14 protein-coding genes are annotated in these 16,424 nt (G+C 54.7%); 5 read left to right on the plus strand and 9 right to left on the minus strand.

The features are described from left to right. Positions 1 to 175: 175 nt before the first annotated feature. The 3 genes from fdnG to fdnI are packed head-to-tail and all read left to right on the plus strand — an operon-like array spanning position 176 to position 4,770. On the plus strand, positions 176 to 3,223 hold the full coding sequence (fdnG, locus tag HV352_RS11470; RefSeq protein ID WP_181635443.1) for a formate dehydrogenase-N subunit alpha: 3,048 nt from the start codon (positions 176 to 178) through the stop codon (positions 3,221 to 3,223). Between the two features lie 13 nt (positions 3,224 to 3,236). Next, entirely contained in the window at positions 3,237 to 4,121 is an 885-nt protein-coding gene (gene fdnH / locus HV352_RS11475; RefSeq protein ID WP_016156544.1) for a formate dehydrogenase N subunit beta, read from the plus strand. Further along, positions 4,114 to 4,770 (plus strand): formate dehydrogenase-N subunit gamma, encoded by a 657-nt coding sequence (fdnI, locus tag HV352_RS11480; protein ID WP_016153106.1) that lies wholly within the window; start codon positions 4,114 to 4,116, stop codon positions 4,768 to 4,770. The genes fdnH and fdnI overlap by 8 nt, the downstream gene beginning before the upstream one ends. Positions 4,771 to 4,909: 139 nt before the next feature. On the opposite strand, the gene HV352_RS11485 is transcribed toward fdnI, so the two are convergent. The 3 genes from HV352_RS11485 to sra all read right to left on the minus strand — a co-directional run bounded on the left by HV352_RS11485 (position 4,910) and on the right by sra (position 8,952). Next, positions 4,910 to 6,625, minus strand: a complete 1,716-nt coding sequence (locus tag HV352_RS11485) for an ABC-F family ATP-binding cassette domain-containing protein (RefSeq protein WP_181635444.1) — start codon at positions 6,623 to 6,625, stop codon at positions 4,910 to 4,912. 309 nt (positions 6,626 to 6,934) lie between these two features. Next, positions 6,935 to 8,632 (minus strand): malate dehydrogenase, encoded by a 1,698-nt coding sequence (gene maeA, locus HV352_RS11490; protein ID WP_016153104.1) that lies wholly within the window; start codon positions 8,630 to 8,632, stop codon positions 6,935 to 6,937. Positions 8,633 to 8,811: 179 nt separating this feature from the next. Then, positions 8,812 to 8,952, minus strand: coding sequence for a stationary-phase-induced ribosome-associated protein (sra, locus tag HV352_RS11495; protein WP_006684530.1), 141 nt, complete (start codon positions 8,950 to 8,952; stop codon positions 8,812 to 8,814). Between the two features lie 227 nt (positions 8,953 to 9,179). Between sra and HV352_RS11500 the strand changes: the two genes are divergently transcribed. Next, complete coding sequence (locus tag HV352_RS11500; protein ID WP_019076792.1) at positions 9,180 to 9,611, plus strand: OsmC family protein; 432 nt, start codon at positions 9,180 to 9,182, stop codon at positions 9,609 to 9,611. A gap of 47 nt (positions 9,612 to 9,658) precedes the next feature. On the opposite strand, the gene HV352_RS11505 is transcribed toward HV352_RS11500, so the two are convergent. From HV352_RS11505 to HV352_RS11530, 6 genes are read right to left on the minus strand one after another with little or no spacing between them, the layout of a single operon-like run. Beyond that, entirely contained in the window at positions 9,659 to 10,429 is a 771-nt protein-coding gene (locus HV352_RS11505; protein WP_046276370.1) for a 3-hydroxybutyrate dehydrogenase, read from the minus strand. A gap of 11 nt (positions 10,430 to 10,440) precedes the next feature. Further along, positions 10,441 to 11,835 (minus strand): GntP family permease, encoded by a 1,395-nt coding sequence (locus HV352_RS11510; RefSeq protein WP_196615732.1) that lies wholly within the window; start codon positions 11,833 to 11,835, stop codon positions 10,441 to 10,443. 43 nt (positions 11,836 to 11,878) lie between these two features. Beyond that, complete coding sequence (locus HV352_RS11515) at positions 11,879 to 12,802, minus strand: 3-hydroxyacyl-CoA dehydrogenase family protein (protein ID WP_181635445.1); 924 nt, start codon at positions 12,800 to 12,802, stop codon at positions 11,879 to 11,881. Beyond that, positions 12,792 to 13,997, minus strand: a complete 1,206-nt coding sequence (locus HV352_RS11520) for an acetyl-CoA C-acetyltransferase (RefSeq protein ID WP_181635446.1) — start codon at positions 13,995 to 13,997, stop codon at positions 12,792 to 12,794. The genes HV352_RS11515 and HV352_RS11520 overlap by 11 nt, the downstream gene beginning before the upstream one ends. A gap of 10 nt (positions 13,998 to 14,007) precedes the next feature. Then, positions 14,008 to 14,664 carry a CoA transferase subunit B gene (locus tag HV352_RS11525; protein WP_016153097.1) on the minus strand — a complete coding sequence of 219 codons (657 nt, stop codon included), beginning with the start codon at positions 14,662 to 14,664 and terminating at the stop codon, positions 14,008 to 14,010. A 2-nt stretch (positions 14,665 to 14,666) separates the two neighbouring features. Then, entirely contained in the window at positions 14,667 to 15,374 is a 708-nt protein-coding gene (locus HV352_RS11530; protein ID WP_046276373.1) for a CoA transferase subunit A, read from the minus strand. A 142-nt stretch (positions 15,375 to 15,516) separates the two neighbouring features. Here HV352_RS11530 and HV352_RS11535 point away from each other — a divergent pair, with 142 nt between their 5' ends. Next, complete coding sequence (locus HV352_RS11535; protein ID WP_181635447.1) at positions 15,517 to 16,407, plus strand: LysR family transcriptional regulator; 891 nt, start codon at positions 15,517 to 15,519, stop codon at positions 16,405 to 16,407. Positions 16,408 to 16,424: the final 17 nt, after the last annotated feature.

Below are 16,424 nucleotides of genomic sequence, written 5' to 3' on the forward strand. Positions count from 1 at the left end.
TAAGCGAAGTGCACTATTTAGTAGCGGAACCGTTTCGTTATTGATTTGACGCAAAAAAAATATGGATATAGCTGATAGTTTCGTCGCGAAGTTGTACATGTCATCTTTCAATCATGCCGCGCTGGCGCAATTTGAGAGATTTCCTGTACGAATCCCTGCAAAAAAGAGGAAAGCAATGGACGTCAGCCGCAGACAATTTTTTAAAATCTGCGCGGGCGGTATGGCGGGAACAACAGTAGCCGCTCTGGGTTTTGCACCCAAAATGGCACTGGCTCAGGCGCGAAACTATAAGCTGTTGCGCGCCAAAGAGATCCGAAACACCTGCACATACTGTTCCGTAGGTTGCGGGCTATTAATGTATAGCCTGGGAGATGGAGCAAAAAACGCCAAAGAGTCGATTTACCATATTGAAGGGGATCCGGATCATCCGGTGAGCCGTGGGGCATTATGCCCTAAGGGCGCAGGATTACTGGATTACGTGCACAGTGAAAACCGTCTGCGTTACCCGGAATATCGCGCTCCAGGCTCCGACAAATGGCAGCGTATCAGCTGGGATGAGGCTTTCACCCGTATCGCGAAGCTGATGAAAACTGACCGCGACGCCAACTTTATTGAGAAGAATGAGCAGGGCGTAACGGTAAACCGCTGGCTTTCTACCGGGATGCTGTGTGCATCTGCGGCAAGTAATGAAACCGGCATGCTGACGCAAAAATTTGTGCGCTCACTCGGCATGCTGGCAGTAGACAACCAGGCACGCGTCTGACACGGACCAACGGTAGCAAGTCTTGCTCCAACATTTGGTCGCGGTGCGATGACCAACCACTGGGTTGATATTAAAAACGCCAACGTCGTGATTGTGATGGGCGGTAACGCCGCTGAAGCACATCCGGTGGGATTCCGCTGGGCGATGGAAGCTAAAAACAACAATGATGCCACGCTAATTGTTGTTGACCCCCGTTTTACACGTACAGCCTCGGTAGCGGATATTTACGCGCCAATTCGTTCCGGCACGGACATTACGTTCCTGTCCGGCGTTTTGCTGTATCTGATTGAAAACAACAAAATCAACGCTGAATACGTTAAGCATTACACCAACGCCAGCCTGCTGGTGCGGGATGATTTTGCTTTTGAAGACGGCCTGTTCAGCGGTTACGACGCGAAAAAACGCCAATACGATAAATCGTCCTGGAACTACCAGTTCGATGAAAACGGCTACGCGAAACGCGATGAAACGTTAAGCCATCCCCGCTGTGTCTGGAATCTGCTAAAACAGCACGTTTCCCGCTACACGCCGGATGTGGTGGAAAACATCTGCGGTACGCCAAAAGAAGACTTCCTGAAAGTCTGCGAAGTGCTGGCTTCCACCAGCGCAGCGGATCGCACCACCACGTTCCTGTATGCGCTGGGCTGGACACAGCATACCGTCGGGGCGCAGAACATCCGTACCATGGCCATGATCCAGTTGCTGCTCGGCAACATGGGGATGGCAGGTGGCGGGGTCAACGCTTTACGCGGTCACTCCAACATTCAGGGTTTAACCGACTTAGGGCTGCTCTCTACCAGTCTGCCAGGCTACCTGACGCTGCCGTCAGAGAAACAGGCCGATCTGCAAACCTACCTGGCCGCTAACACGCCAAAAGCGACGTTGGCCGATCAGGTGAACTACTGGGGCAACTACCCGAAATTCTTCGTCAGCCTGATGAAATCTTTCTACGGCAATGCGGCGCAGAAAGAAAACGACTGGGGCTTTGAGTGGCTGCCGAAGTGGGATCAGTCCTACGACGTCATCAAATACTTCAACATGATGGATAGCGGGAAAGTCACCGGCTACATCTGTCAGGGCTTTAACCCGGTCGCGTCCTTCCCGGACAAAAACAAAGTGGTGCAGTGCCTGAGCAAACTGAAGTATCTGGTGGTTATCGATCCGCTGGTGACCGAAACCTCTACGTTCTGGCAGAACCACGGTGAATCAAACGACGTTGATCCGGCTTCTATTCAGACCGAAGTCTTCCGTTTGCCATCCACCTGCTTTGCGGAAGAGGACGGCTCCATCGCCAACTCCGGTCGCTGGCTGCAGTGGCACTGGAAAGGTCAGGATGCCCCGGGTGAAGCCCGCAACGACGGCGAAATTCTGGCCGGTATTTATCACCGTCTGCGCGACATGTATCGCACTGAAGGCGGTAAAGCCGTAGAACCCGTGCTGAAAATGAGCTGGAACTATAAGCAGCCGGATGAACCGCACTCCGAGGAAGTGGCAAAAGAGAACAACGGCTATGCGCTGGAAGACCTCTATGATGCCAACGGTGTGCTGGTTGCGAAGAAGGGCCAGTTACTCAGCAGCTTTGCGCTTCTGCGCGATGATGGATCTACGTCATCGTCCTGCTGGATTTATACCGGTAGCTGGACCGAGCAGGGCAACCAGATGGCCAATCGCGATAACGCCGACCCGTCAGGTCTCGGTAATACGCTGGGCTGGGCCTGGGCATGGCCGTTAAACCGTCGCGTGTTGTATAACCGCGCTTCGGCGGATCCGCAAGGTAAGCCATGGGATCCAAAACGCATGCTGATCCAGTGGAACGGCACGAAGTGGACGGGGAACGATATCCCGGACTTCAACACCGCAGCACCGGGCAGTGGCACCAATCCGTTTATTATGCAGCCGGAAGGGCTGGGTCGTCTGTTCGCTATCGATAAGATGGCGGAAGGTCCGTTCCCGGAACACTACGAGCCGATGGAAACGCCGCTGGGTACGAACCCGCTGCATCCGAACGTGATCTCCAACCCGGCAGCGCGTCTGTACGAAGCGGATAAGTTACGCATGGGCACGAAACAGGACTTCCCGTACGTCGGGACGACCTATCGTCTGACCGAACATTTCCATACCTGGACCAAGCACGCATTGCTGAATGCGATTGCCCAGCCAGAGCAGTTTGTGGAAATCAGCGAAACGCTGGCGGCAGCGAAGGGGATCTCCAACGGCGATCACGTCAAAGTCAGCAGCAAGCGTGGATTTATTCGCGCAGTTGCCGTGGTTACCCGTCGTCTACGTACTCTGCACGTCAACGGTCAGCAGGTTGAAACGGTTGGGATCCCGATCCACTGGGGCTTTGAAGGAGTCGCGCGTAAAGGCTATATCGCCAACACCCTGACGCCGAATGTCGGTGATGCAAACTCGCAAACGCCGGAATACAAAGCGTTTTTAGTTAACATCGAGAAGGCGTAAGGGAGGCGAACATATGTCTATGGAAACGCAGGACATCATCAAACGGTCCGCAACAAACGCCATCACGCCGCCGCCTCAGGCCCGTGATTACAAAGCTGAGGTCGCAAAGCTGATCGACGTTTCCACCTGTATAGGCTGTAAGGCCTGTCAGGTGGCATGCTCAGAGTGGAATGATATCCGCGATGAAGTCGGCCACTGCGTCGGGGTGTATGACAACCCTGCCGATCTTAGCGCCAAGTCCTGGACGGTGATGCGGTTTACCGAAACCGAACAGAACGGCAAGCTCGAGTGGTTGATTCGTAAAGACGGCTGTATGCACTGTGAAGATCCGGGCTGCCTGAAGGCATGCCCGTCTGCCGGGGCTATCATCCAGTACGCCAACGGGATTGTTGATTTTCAGTCAGAGCACTGCATTGGCTGCGGCTACTGTATTGCCGGGTGTCCATTTAATATTCCGCGCCTCAATAAAGAGGATAACCGCGTGTATAAATGTACGCTGTGTGTGGACCGCGTCAGCGTCGGGCAGGAACCTGCCTGCGTGAAGACCTGTCCGACCGGGGCAATCCATTTCGGCACCAAGCAGGAAATGCTGGAAATGGGCGAACAGCGTGTGGCAAAACTGAAAGCACGTGGTTATGAACATGCCGGTGTCTACAACCCGGAAGGTGTGGGTGGCACGCACGTGATGTACGTTCTGCATCATGCCAACCAGCCGGAGCTGTATCACGGCCTGCCGAAAGAACCGCAGATCGATACCTCTATCAATCTGTGGAAAGGGGCGCTGAAACCGCTGGCCGCTGCCGGATTTATCGCCACCTTCGCCGGACTGATTTACCACTACATTGGTATCGGTCCGAATAAGGAAGTGGACGACGACGAGGAGGATCATCATGAGTAAGTCGAAAATGATTGTGCGCACGAAGTTTATCGACCGCGCCTGTCACTGGACGGTGGTGATCTGCTTCTTCCTGGTGGCGTTGTCGGGGATTTCGTTTTTCTTCCCGACTCTGCAATGGCTGACGCAGACCTTCGGTACGCCGCAGATGGGGCGCATTTTGCACCCGTTCTTCGGACTGCTGATCTTCGTGGCGCTGATGTTCATGTTTGTACGCTTCGTTCACCACAACATCCCGGATAAAAAAGATATCCCGTGGCTGAAAAACATTGTGGAAGTGCTGAAAGGCAATGAACACAAAGTGGCGGACGTGGGTAAGTACAATGCCGGACAGAAAATGATGTTCTGGTCGATCATGAGCATGATTTTCGTGCTGCTGATCACCGGCATCATTATCTGGCGTCCGTACTTTGCGCAGTTCTTCCCGATGCAGGTCGTGCGCTATAGCCTGCTTATCCATGCGGCTGCGGGGATTATCCTGATGCACGCCATCCTCATCCACATGTATATGGCATTCTGGGTGAAAGGATCGATTAAAGGCATGGTCGAAGGGAAAGTGAGCCGTCGCTGGGCGAAGAAACATCACCCACGCTGGTATCGCGAAGTTGAACGACAAGAAGCGAAAAAAGAGAGCGAGGAAGGGGTTAACTAACTCCTGACGTGCCCTGATAGTAATGGCGCTACACCTGTAGCGCCATTTTTTTGCCAAAAAAACGTCATGTTTCGATAAGCCGAATGACGGCCCTACACGCGCATTTTGCTGATGTAGGCCTGCCATCCGGCAATACGGTTTACTCCAGTTGTGAGTTCAGGCGCTCAATCTCCTCACGCCATTGCGCCTGTAACAGCGGCTTTTGATGTTTCGGCTTGCGGGCAAGATCGTCAGCCAGACGCTGCTCCAGCTCAAGAAGTTGTTCCAGCAATCCATCGCTGTCACCGCTTATTTCGACTCTCGCAACGACCACCGTTTTGGGAACGGTTATCTCCGAGGATGTTTCCCGAATACGCGCATTGACCGCGTCCAGATCGTGCCATTCACTGAGTTCGCCCTTGTCGATCAACCAAAACCGGTTACAGCTTTGGCTAATAAGCTGACGGTCGTGACTGACCAACAACACGCCGCCGTTATAGCTTTGCAGCGTTTCTGCTAACGCCTCTTTACCTTCCAGATCCAGATGGTTGGTCGGTTCATCGAGCATCAGCAGGCTGTAGCGCGCAAGCGTTAGCCCAACAAACAGCAGCCGGGAGCGCTCACCGCCACTTAGGGAACTGATCCGCTGCGCGTGACGAACCCACGGAAAACCCGCGCTAATCAGCGCCATTTTGCGGATATCAGGCTGCGGAGCAAACGGCTCCAGCGCGTCAAATAACGAATCGTTATCTGCGAGTTGGTGCAGCGTCTGGTCGTAATACCCCAACGTAACGCGCGGGTGCAACACCAGTGAAGGTGATGCCAGTTGTGAGTGAAACTGTTGCCAGATAAGCCTTAACAACGATGATTTCCCGCAACCGTTGCGCCCGACAATCGCCACGCGATCGCCGCTTTTTAACCGGAGACCGGCAATGGAAAACAGCGTATCAGCGTCGGGAGCAGGGGCCACGGACAGATTAGTCATCTCCAGCAAACGATCCGCACGCAGGGCATCTCCCTGCAATGTTAGTGTCCACTGACTTCCTGACGTCACTTCAGTCTGTACCTCTTTCAGGCGCTGTACCTGTTTTTCCATCTGCTTGGCCTTGCGGGAAAGATCTTCGTTGTCGTAGACCCGCCCCCAGGTAGCCAGCCGTTTGGCGCTGGCGGTCACCCGGTCTATCTCCTTTTGCTCAGCCTTATGGCGCAGAGCATCGCTGATGTCTCTTTCTGCCAGAGCTTGACGCGCTGCGCTACAGGGCAGATCGAAGGCATGAAGAGTTCGATCGCGCAGGATCCAGGTTCCGTGAGTCACCGCGTCTAACAGCTGCGGGTCGTGGGAAACCACCACAAAACTGCCAGACCAGTTTTGTAAGAACTGTTCCAGCCACAGTAATGTTGGCAGATCCAGGTGGTTACCCGGCTCATCCAGCAGCAGCAGGTCAGGGTTTCGCATCAGCGCCCGCGCCAATAACAGACGCGTGTGTTGGCCGCCGCTCAGCGTGTGTGCTGTCAGAGATAAATTCTCCGGCGTGAACCCCATTTCGGCGAGCAGTGCTTTAACTCGCCACTGCTGACCTGCGCGTTCATGCTCGGGCAATTGAGCCAGAACGGCTTCCTGCAGCGTGAGCGGCAGTATTTCGTCAGGGAGATGTTGTTCTACACGGGCGAGATGGCAGTGATTTGCCTGCGCGATAACCCCACTGGTCGGCGAAATTGTGCCATCGAGCAGTTTTAACAGCGTGCTTTTGCCGCAGCCGTTGTAACCGATAAGCCCGATGCGGTCGCCTTTTTTCAGGGTAAAGGAAAGATCGTCGAATAGCGTGCCGAATGCCGTATCAACGTGTAAGGATTGTGCGGTTAGTAATGTGCTCATTGTTGCTTACTCAAGAGTTACAGGCGTAAAAACGCCTCGTCAAACATCGCTGACGATAACCCGGTAAGCCCGAGAGAAGAGGATTTAGAAGTTAGCTTCGCTCAAGCAGAAGTTATCGCAGCACGATACCGATAACGCTTGAGCACTGGCGATCGCCAAAAGCATGTGAAACGATAAAACGTTCACAGTACAGCATAAGTATCCTCCTTATTATTTTCCAAATGTTAATCGATGGTGAAAGTGTAATCGTAAGTCACGCAGTCGCGCAAGTTCTGAGCGCCCGGCAGCAACGTGCCGCCGGGCAAACCGTCAGATAGAGGTACGACGGTAGTCGCGGTATTCTGCCTGCCAGAAATTATCGTCAATCGCCTGTTGCAATGCTTCGGCGGAGGTTTTCACCGCCACGCCTTGCTGCTGGGCCATTTTACCGACGGCAAACGCGATGGCGCGGGAAACGGTCTGAATATCTTTCAGCTCAGGTAACACCAGTCCTTCGCCGTTGAGCACCAGCGGTGAATACTGCGCCAGCGTTTCACTGGCCGACATCAGCATTTCATCGGTGATACGCGATGCGCCAGAAGCAATTACCCCCAGACCAATTCCCGGGAAGATATAGGCATTGTTACATTGGGCAATGGGATAGATTTTCTCTTTCCACAGTACCGGTGCGAACGGGCTACCGGTCGCAACCAGCGCGTTACCCTCGGTCCAGGCGATAATATCCTGTGGCGTGGCTTCTACGCGGGAAGTCGGGTTAGACAGCGGCATGACGATCGGACGCGGGCAATGCTTATGCATTTCGCGAATGATCTCTTCGGTAAACAGGCCGGTCTGTCCGGAAACACCAATCAGGATGTCCGGCTTAACGTTGCGTACCACATCGAGTAACGACAGCACATCTTCTTGCGTATCCCAGTGCTGCAGATTTTCGCGTTTTTGCACCAGTTTGGTCTGGAAAGAGAGCAGGTTCGGCATCTTATCGGTTAACAGGCCGAAGCGATCGACCATAAACACGCGTTGACGCGCCGCTTCTTCGCTTAAACCTTCACGCTGGATTTGCGCGATGATCTGCTCGGCAATTCCGCAACCGGCGGAACCTGCCCCGAGGAAGACAATGTTCTGTTCGCTTAACTGGCTACCGGCCGCACGGCTGGCCGCAATCAGCGTGCCAACGGTTACCGCAGCGGTACCCTGAATATCGTCGTTAAACGAGCAAATTTCATCGCGATAGCGGGTCAACAGCGGCATGGCGTTTTTCTGTGCGAAGTCTTCAAACTGCAACAGCACGTCCGGCCAGCGATGCTTCACGGCCTGGATGAATTCATCGACAAATTCGTAGTATTCATCATCGGTGATACGCGGATTACGCCAGCCCATATACAGCGGATCGTTGAGCAGTTGCTGGTTGTTGGTTCCGACGTCCAGTACCACCGGCAGGGTGTAGGCCGGGCTGATCCCACCACACGCGGTATACAGCGACAGTTTACCGATTGGAATACCCATCCCGCCGATCCCCTGATCGCCAAGACCCAAAATACGTTCCCCATCGGTGACAACGATGACCTTGATATTGTGGTTAGGAACGTTTTGCAGGATATCGTCCATATTGTGGCGGTTCTGATAAGAGATAAACACGCCGCGCGCGCGACGATAAATCTCGGAGAAACGCTCACAGGCCGCGCCAACCGTTGGGGTATAGATAACCGGCATCATCTCATCAAGGTGATTATGCACCAGCCGGTAAAACAGGGTTTCGTTGGTGTCCTGGATGTTGCGCAGGTAAATATGTTTATCGATTTCGGTTTTAAATCCCTGATATTGGATCCAGGCGCGTTCAGCCTGTTCTTCAATCGTCTCGACCACTTCCGGCAGTAACCCCAGCAGGTTGAAGTTACGGCGTTCTTCCGCACTGAAAGCACTCCCTTTATTCAGTAAAGGGAATTCCAGCAGAACCGGGCCAGCGTAGGGGATGTAAAGGGAACGCAGTTTTTTAGTTTCGTTTTCCATGTCACTCACTCTTTTTTGAATAACCGTCCCTGGCACTCTTTATGATCGTATGTGGCCTGTCCGCCAGGGAAACGGCCGAAGTATAAAGCATTGTGAATGGGTTAAGGGGTTTTATAAGCAAAAACACCACTGCGGTTGCAATGGTGTTTATCTCGTTATTCAGTCAGACGTGCGAAAGGCTATTTGCCGTCAGCGCGGCGCTTTCTTCCGGTAGGATTATTGACCACGTTGGTTTTGTCACCTTCGGTCACGACTTTGCGTTGATTTGAGATTTTGTGGTCCAGTCCGAGAATATGACGGGCCTGACGGTTCGATTTCATTCTAACTCCTTAATCCTGTTACTGGTTTCAAGGACGAGTCCGTATGAGAACGGACGAAATACAACCTGATAGAAAGCCGATGTTGAAAATAGCGGCTTTCTGGATGGTCGGTCATTTCAGCTGAAAGGTCAATGCTTAAGCGGCAAATGAGAACTATCCCGTATGTACCATGCTTTTTCTCAGCCGTCCTATACTTGTAACTCCAACGACAACACAGGAGAGCGGTAATGACTATCCATAAGAAAGGTCAGGCACACTGGGAAGGCGACATTAAGCGCGGTAAAGGTACCGTATCGACCGAAAGTGGGGTGTTGAATCAGCAACCGTATGGGTTTAACACCCGATTTGAAGGGGCGAAAGGCACCAATCCTGAAGAGTTGATTGGCGCGGCGCATGCAGCCTGCTTCTCAATGGCGCTTTCGCTCATGCTGGGCGAAGCGGGTTTTACCCCAGATGCCATTGATACCACTGCCGATGTTTCTCTGGATAAAGTGGATGCCGGATTTGCTATCACCAAAGTCGCGCTACACAGTCAGGTGAGCGTCCCGGGGATAGATGCCGCCACGTTTGACGGCATCATTCAGAAAGCAAAAGCCGGCTGCCCGGTATCACAGGTACTGAACGCGGAAATCACGCTGGATTATCAGTTAAAATCGTAAAAAAGGTGTGCCGGATGCGACGGAGTCTTATCCGGCACCAGATATCTTTATTGCGCCACCCAGCCGCCATCCATATTCCACGCCACGCCACGCACCTGCGACGCCCCGCCTGAGCACAAAAATAGCGCAAGCTCACCCAACTGTTGCGGCGTGACGAATTCGCGCGACGGCTGTTTTTCCGCCAGCAGGGCGTCACGCGCGGCGTCAGGCTCAGCGCCTTCGGCAATACGTTTATCGATTTGCTGCTGGACCAACGGCGTAAGCACCCAACCGGGGCACAGCGCATTGCAGGTGATACCCGTCTGCGCGGTCTCCAGCGCAATGGTTTTAGTTAATCCCACCACGCCGTGCTTCGCCGCCACATAGGCGGATTTCTCTTTTGAGGCCACCAGGCCATGAACAGAAGCGATATTGATGATGCGTCCCCAGTTACGCGTACGCATGCCGGGAAGCGCCAGGCGCGTGGTGTGAAAGACAGAAGAGAGGTTAATGGCGATAATCGCGTTCCATTTATCAACCGGGAAGGTCTCCACCGGTGAAACATGCTGGATCCCGGCATTGTTGACCAGAATATCCACACCGCCAAATTCGCTATCGGCATAGCGCATCATGTCGGCAATTTGCGCTTCATCGCTCAGGTCCGCGCCATGATAGCCTGGCGTTTTGCCATATTGTGCAATGGCATCTTTGGCGGCTTCCACATCACCAAATCCGTTAAGGATCAGGGTAGCGCCCGCTTGCGCCAGCACCTGTGCGATGCCTAATCCAATACCGCTGGTAGAGCCGGTAACCAGAGCGGTTTTTCCCGTTAAGTTCATGATGATTCTCCTTAAACAATTCCGGTGGTGTAGAAGACGCCGATAACAAACAGCACGGCCAGACTTTTAATTACGGTAATGGCGAATATCCCGCCGTACGCCTGACGATGGCTAAGACCGGTTATGGCCAGCAGGGTAATGACCGCACCGTTATGTGGCAGGGTATCCATACCACCGCTGGCCATTGACGCCACGCGGTGGAAGACCTCGAGGGGAATATTGGCGGCATGGGCGGCGGCAATAAAAGTGTCAGACATGGCGGCGAGGGCAATACTCATCCCGCCAGACGCCGAGCCGGTGATCCCGGCAAGCGTGGTGATGCTGATAGCCTCATTGAGCAGCGGGTCGGGAATGGCCGCCAGCGCTTTTGACAGCACAAGGAAACCTGGCAGGGCGGCGATCACTGCGCCAAAACCGTATTCTGATGCGGTGTTCATGGCCGCGAGGATCGCGCCGCCAACCGCCGTTCGGCTCCCTTCCGCCAGGCGACCTTTAATGTTGCGATAGCCGAAGAGCACCACCAGCAGGATCCCAGAAATCAGCGCCGCTTCTACCGCCCAGATAGCGGTGATTTTACCGACTTCGGTGGTAATCGGTTTGGCAAGGCCCGGAAGTTCCAGTTGATGCGTAGCGCCATACCATTGCGGGATCCAGTGGGTAAATAGTAGGTTAAAAACGCCAACCAGGATCAGCGGAGAGATAGCAATTATCGGGTTCGGCAGGTTAATGTTATCCGGCGTTTCCGGCTCGTTTAACAGTTCAGTGCCGTACCCTTCATTCTTTGCCTGCGCTTTACGACGCTGGCGCTCGAGATAAACCAGACCGACAACGATGATAAACAGAGAGCCGATCAAACCCAGCCAGGGAGCGGCCCAGGCGTTAGTTCCAAAGAAGCTAGTCGGAATAATGTTCTGGATCTGCGGCGTGCCTGGCAGAGCGTCCATGGTGAAGGAAAACGCGCCTAGCGCAACGGTGGCCGGGATCAGGCGCTTCGGAATATTACTCTGACGGAACAGCTCCGCCGCAAACGGATACACCGCAAATGCCACCACGAACAGCGATACGCCGCCGTAGGTCAACAGTGCACACACCAGCACAATCACAGGGATGGCGTGACGACGCCCGAGAATGTTGATGGCGGCGGCAACGATGGAGCGAGAAAAACCCGATAACTCGATTAACTTGCCAAACACAGCGCCCAGTAAGAACACCGGGAAGTAAAGCTTCACAAAACCGACCATTTTTTCCATAAACAGGCCGGTGAAGGCAGGGCCGACGGCGCTGGGTTCGGTGAGCAATACAGCACCTAATGCCGCGATGGGGGCAAACAGGATGACGCTATATCCGCGATAGGCTGCCAGCATCAGCAGGCCCAACGCTGCCAGGGCGATTAATACACTCATCATGACTCCTCAATATCATTGTTATAGTGGGGTACAGAAAGAGAAGTTACGGTTTCAGGGCAAAGCGCAGCTGATGCTCTCTGCGTTGCTGGATATATTCCTTGCGCGAATCATCCCAGCGATAAAATCCCTGACCGCTGCGCAAACCGGTATCACCGTTAGCCACCTTGTCAGCGACCAGAGACATCATGTCGCTCCCGGTTGCCAGCTCCGGTAGCAGATGCCGACAAATGTCCTGTACCGTAGAAAGTCCGGTCATATCCGCCGCCTCCAGCGGACCGACCATCGCATAGCGGCGACCGAGCGAGGCGCGCATTACCTGATCCACCACCTCTGCGCTGGCGATCCCGATTTTTACGATATGCAACGCTTCACGCAGCAGAGCGAACTGCAGGCGATTACCGACAAACCCCGGCGCGGCGCGGTCGAGCACAACGGCTTCCAGCTGCATCGAAAGCAGCAGCTGTTGCAGTTCCTGCAGATATTCCGGCTTCGTGGCCGTGCCGGGTACAATCTCAACCAGTGGAATAAAATGCGGCGGGTGCCAGAAATGGGCGATTAACAACCGCTCAGGATGGGCGAGCTTCTCTGCCAGCGCATCCGGCGGCAGGCCGCTGGTGTTACTGGCAATGACGGCCTCAGGCGCGATCAGTGCTTCCAGTTGTGCATACAACGCGTGCTTGAGTTCGAGTCGTTCCGGGATGGCTTCGATCAGTAACCCGCACGTGGCAATATCGTGCAGCGAGGTAGTACCATGCAGACGACTCACAGCCTGTTCTTTGTCGTTTTTAGGAAACTGTTCGGTGGCAATCAGTTCATCCAGAATACCGCTGGCAACTGCGCCAATGTCTGCAATACGGTTGCTATCGGTGTCGTACAGCCAGACATCGTGACCATAACGGACGAAGTGGGTGGCAATACCGACACCCATTAAACCCGCGCCCAGTACGCAGATATGCTTACTTTTCATGAGATACCTCCTGCGGGCGCTCAACCGCCAGCGCCACCCCCTGACCGCCGCCTACGCACAGCGTAGCCAACCCTTTGGCGGCGTTACAGCGGGCCATTTCGTGCAGCAAAGTCACCAGAATTCGGCAACCTGACGCGCCAATGGGATGGCCCAGCGCAATCGCGCCGCCGTTTACGTTCACCCGATTGCTGTCCCAGTTCAGGGATTCGCCAACCGCCAGCGCTTGCGCGGCAAAGGCTTCGTTGGCTTCAATGAGATCGACATCATTCAACGTCCAGCCAGCTCGCTTCAGGCACTGAAGTGATGCCTCTACCGGCCCAATGCCCATAATCGCAGGGTCGACGCCGGAGACGGCGTAGCCCGCCACTCTGGCAAGAACCGGCAGATTGAGTTCTGCTGCTTTGGCGGCGCTCATCAACATCACTGCGGCGGCGCCATCGTTGATTGAAGAGGCATTCCCGGCGGTCACCGTTCCGTTACCTGGGCGAAACGCTGGTTTGAGCTGCGCCAGCTTTTCAGCCTGCGTATCCGGACGAGGCTGTTCGTCACGATCCACGACACGCGGCGGTTTTTTGCCCTGCGGGACGCTGACTGGCGTGATTTCCGCGCTAAAACGACCGGCTTCAATGGCGGCGGCCGCTTTTTGCTGTGAGCGCAGGGCAAAGGCGTCCTGCTGCTCGCGACCGATCACGAACTTATCCGCCAGATTTTCCGCGGTAATCCCCATGTGATAGTCGTTAAACGCATCCCACAGACCGTCATGCACCACGCTGTCTTTCATGCTGGCATGACCGAGCCGCAGTCCCGCCCGGGCGCCGTCGAGGAAATAGGGCGCATTGCTCATGCTCTCCTGCCCACCGGCAATCACAATTTTCGCATCGCCGCAGCGAATCGCCTGGACCGCCTGATGCACCGCCTTCATGCCCGAGCCGCACACCAGATTAAGGGTTAACGCGGGCGTGGTGACCGGCAGTCCTGCGCGTAACGCTGTTTGCCTGGCAGGGTTCTGGCCGCAGCCAGCCGTCAGAACCTGGCCGAAGATCACTTCATCAATTTGCTCAGGTGCCACGGCGGTTTTTTCCAGCAGCGCACGGATCACCACTGAACCTAGTTCAACCGCGGAAAGCGGCGCCAGCGCGCCATGAAAACTGCCAATTGGGGTGCGCGTTGCCGCGACAATAACAACATCCTGCATGGTCAGCTCCTCAGCTAAAGTGCATTTCGGGGACATTTTCGGGAACGATCAGCTTGCCGGCGGTTCTGGCGACAATCTCATCCACGCTGATGCCCGGCGCTCGCTCGCGCAGAATGAACGCCCCATCGGCAATCTCCAGCAGCGCCAGATCGGTAAGCACGCGTTTAATACAGGCCACGCCGGTCAGCGGCAGGGTGCAGGCGGGAAGCAGTTTCGACTCGCCGCTTTTAGAGGCATGCGTCATCACTACGATGATGTTGTCGGCTCCGGCAACCAAATCCATCGCGCCGCCCATGCCTTTCACCATTTTTCCGGGGATCATCCATGAGGCGATATTGCCGTTAACATCCACTTCAAACGCGCCGAGCACCGTCAGGTCGACGTGACCGCCGCGGATCATGGCGAAGGATTGCGCCGAGTCGAAGATTGCCGCGCCTTTGCGCGCCGTCACGGTCTGTTTCCCGGCGTTGATCATGTCAGCATCAATTTCGTCTTCCGTGGGAAACGGGCCCATACCCAGCAAGCCGTTTTCCGATTGCAGCATTACGTCCATGCCTTCAGGAATGTAGTTCGCCACCAGAGTAGGAATACCAATCCCGAGGTTGACGTAATAACCGTCTCGCAGCTCGCGGGCGACACGCATCGCCATTTGTTCACGCGTTAACATGGTCAGGCTCCTTTCTGGCGCAGGGTGCGTTGTTCAATACGTTTTTCAAACTGCCCCTGGATAATGCGGTTAACGTAAATTCCGGGGGTGTGAATTGCGGCGGGGTCCAGCTCTCCGGGAGGGACAATTTCTTCAACTTCCACGACGGTAATACGCCCAGCGGCAGCCATCAGCGGATTAAAATTTTGTGCGGTGTGGCGATAAATAACGTTGCCGTACCAGTCGGCTTTCCAGCCTTTAACCAACGCAAAATCACCGGTTATCGCCTGCTCTAAGATGTAAGGGCGTCCGGCAAACTCGCGAACCTCTTTCCCTTGCGCGACCGGGGTTCCGTATCCGGTCGCGGTAAAGAATGCCGGGATCCCCGCGCCGCCCGCGCGCAGCTGCTCAGCCAGCGTGCCTTGCGGCGTCAGGATAGCTTCCAGTTCACCGCTGAGAACCTGCTGCTCAAACAGGGCGTTTTCACCTACATAAGATGCGACCACTTTGCGTACCTGGCGCGTTTCCAGCAAAACGCCAAGGCCAAAACCATCCACGCCGCAGTTGTTTGACACAACCGTAAGCCCCTGAACCTCCCGACGGCGTACTTCGGCAATCAGGTTCTCAGGGATCCCACATAAGCCAAAACCGCCCGCCAGCAGCGTCATGTTATCGGTCAGTCCTGCCAGCGCCTCTTGATAGGTGGCAACCCGTTTATCCAGTCCAGCCATATACTTGCCCCTCCTGTTGTCCTTACCGACATCATTGGGGGTGAAAAATGATTTGTTAATTTTAAATTTGTGACTCACTCATTGGGTTTTTTTATCAATTTAATGTTAATTAAAGGTATTCAACAAGTTAAAGGAATGCGAAATGGGAATGAGCATCAAACAGTTACGCGCGTTTTTAGCGGTAGCTCACACTCTGAATTTTGCTCATGCCAGTGAAAGACTGAATATGTCGCAACCCGCTTTAAGCCTGGCGATTAAAGGACTGGAGGATTCACTGGGCGGGGCGTTACTGTTGAGAACCACCCGCAAAGTGACCCTGACGCAGGAGGGAGAAACGCTGCTCAACATGGGGCGACAGCTGCTGGCGGACTGGGAGAATACGGAAGAGGCAATGCGCCAACGCTTTACGCTGCAGCGCGGGAAAATCTCTATTGCCGCCATGCCCTCATTCGCCGCTAACGTCCTGCCATCGGTACTGAAAACGTTTCGTGATTCCTACTCCGGGATCAACGTAACGGTACATGACGTGATTAACGAACACGTGATTGAGATGGTCAGTGAAGGGCGGGTGGAGATGGGCATTGCTTTTGAGCCGGACTCTTCAGGGCATCTGCATTTCACCCCGCTCGGCGTGGATCGTTTTATCGCGATTGTTCCGCCGACATGCAAACTGGCGGGCCGGGATCGTATTGCGTGGCGCGAATTGCTGACGCTGGATTTTATCACCCTGCAACGTCCTTCCGCCGTGCGCCTGATGCTGGAAGAACAGCTGGTGCAAAGTGGGCATACGCTGGAAGTGGCGCTGGAGAGCCATCAACTGGTGACGGTTGGTCGCCTGGTGGCGAGCGGACTGGGCGGCAGCGCCGTGCCCGCATTGTGCCGTACGCAAATGACAGAGCTGGGCGCAACCTGTATCGATCTGGATACGCCGGTGATCCAGCGTCGGATCGGCGTTTTGCGTTCGGCGCATCATAAGTTATCTACCGCTTCTGAAGTGCTGGTGGATTCACTGAAAAAGGCGTATTGCACCTGACTCTCACGCAATACGCC

It is taken from the genome of Citrobacter sp. RHBSTW-01044, from assembly GCF_013781945.1.
Lineage (GTDB): Bacteria > Pseudomonadota > Gammaproteobacteria > Enterobacterales > Enterobacteriaceae > Citrobacter > Citrobacter braakii.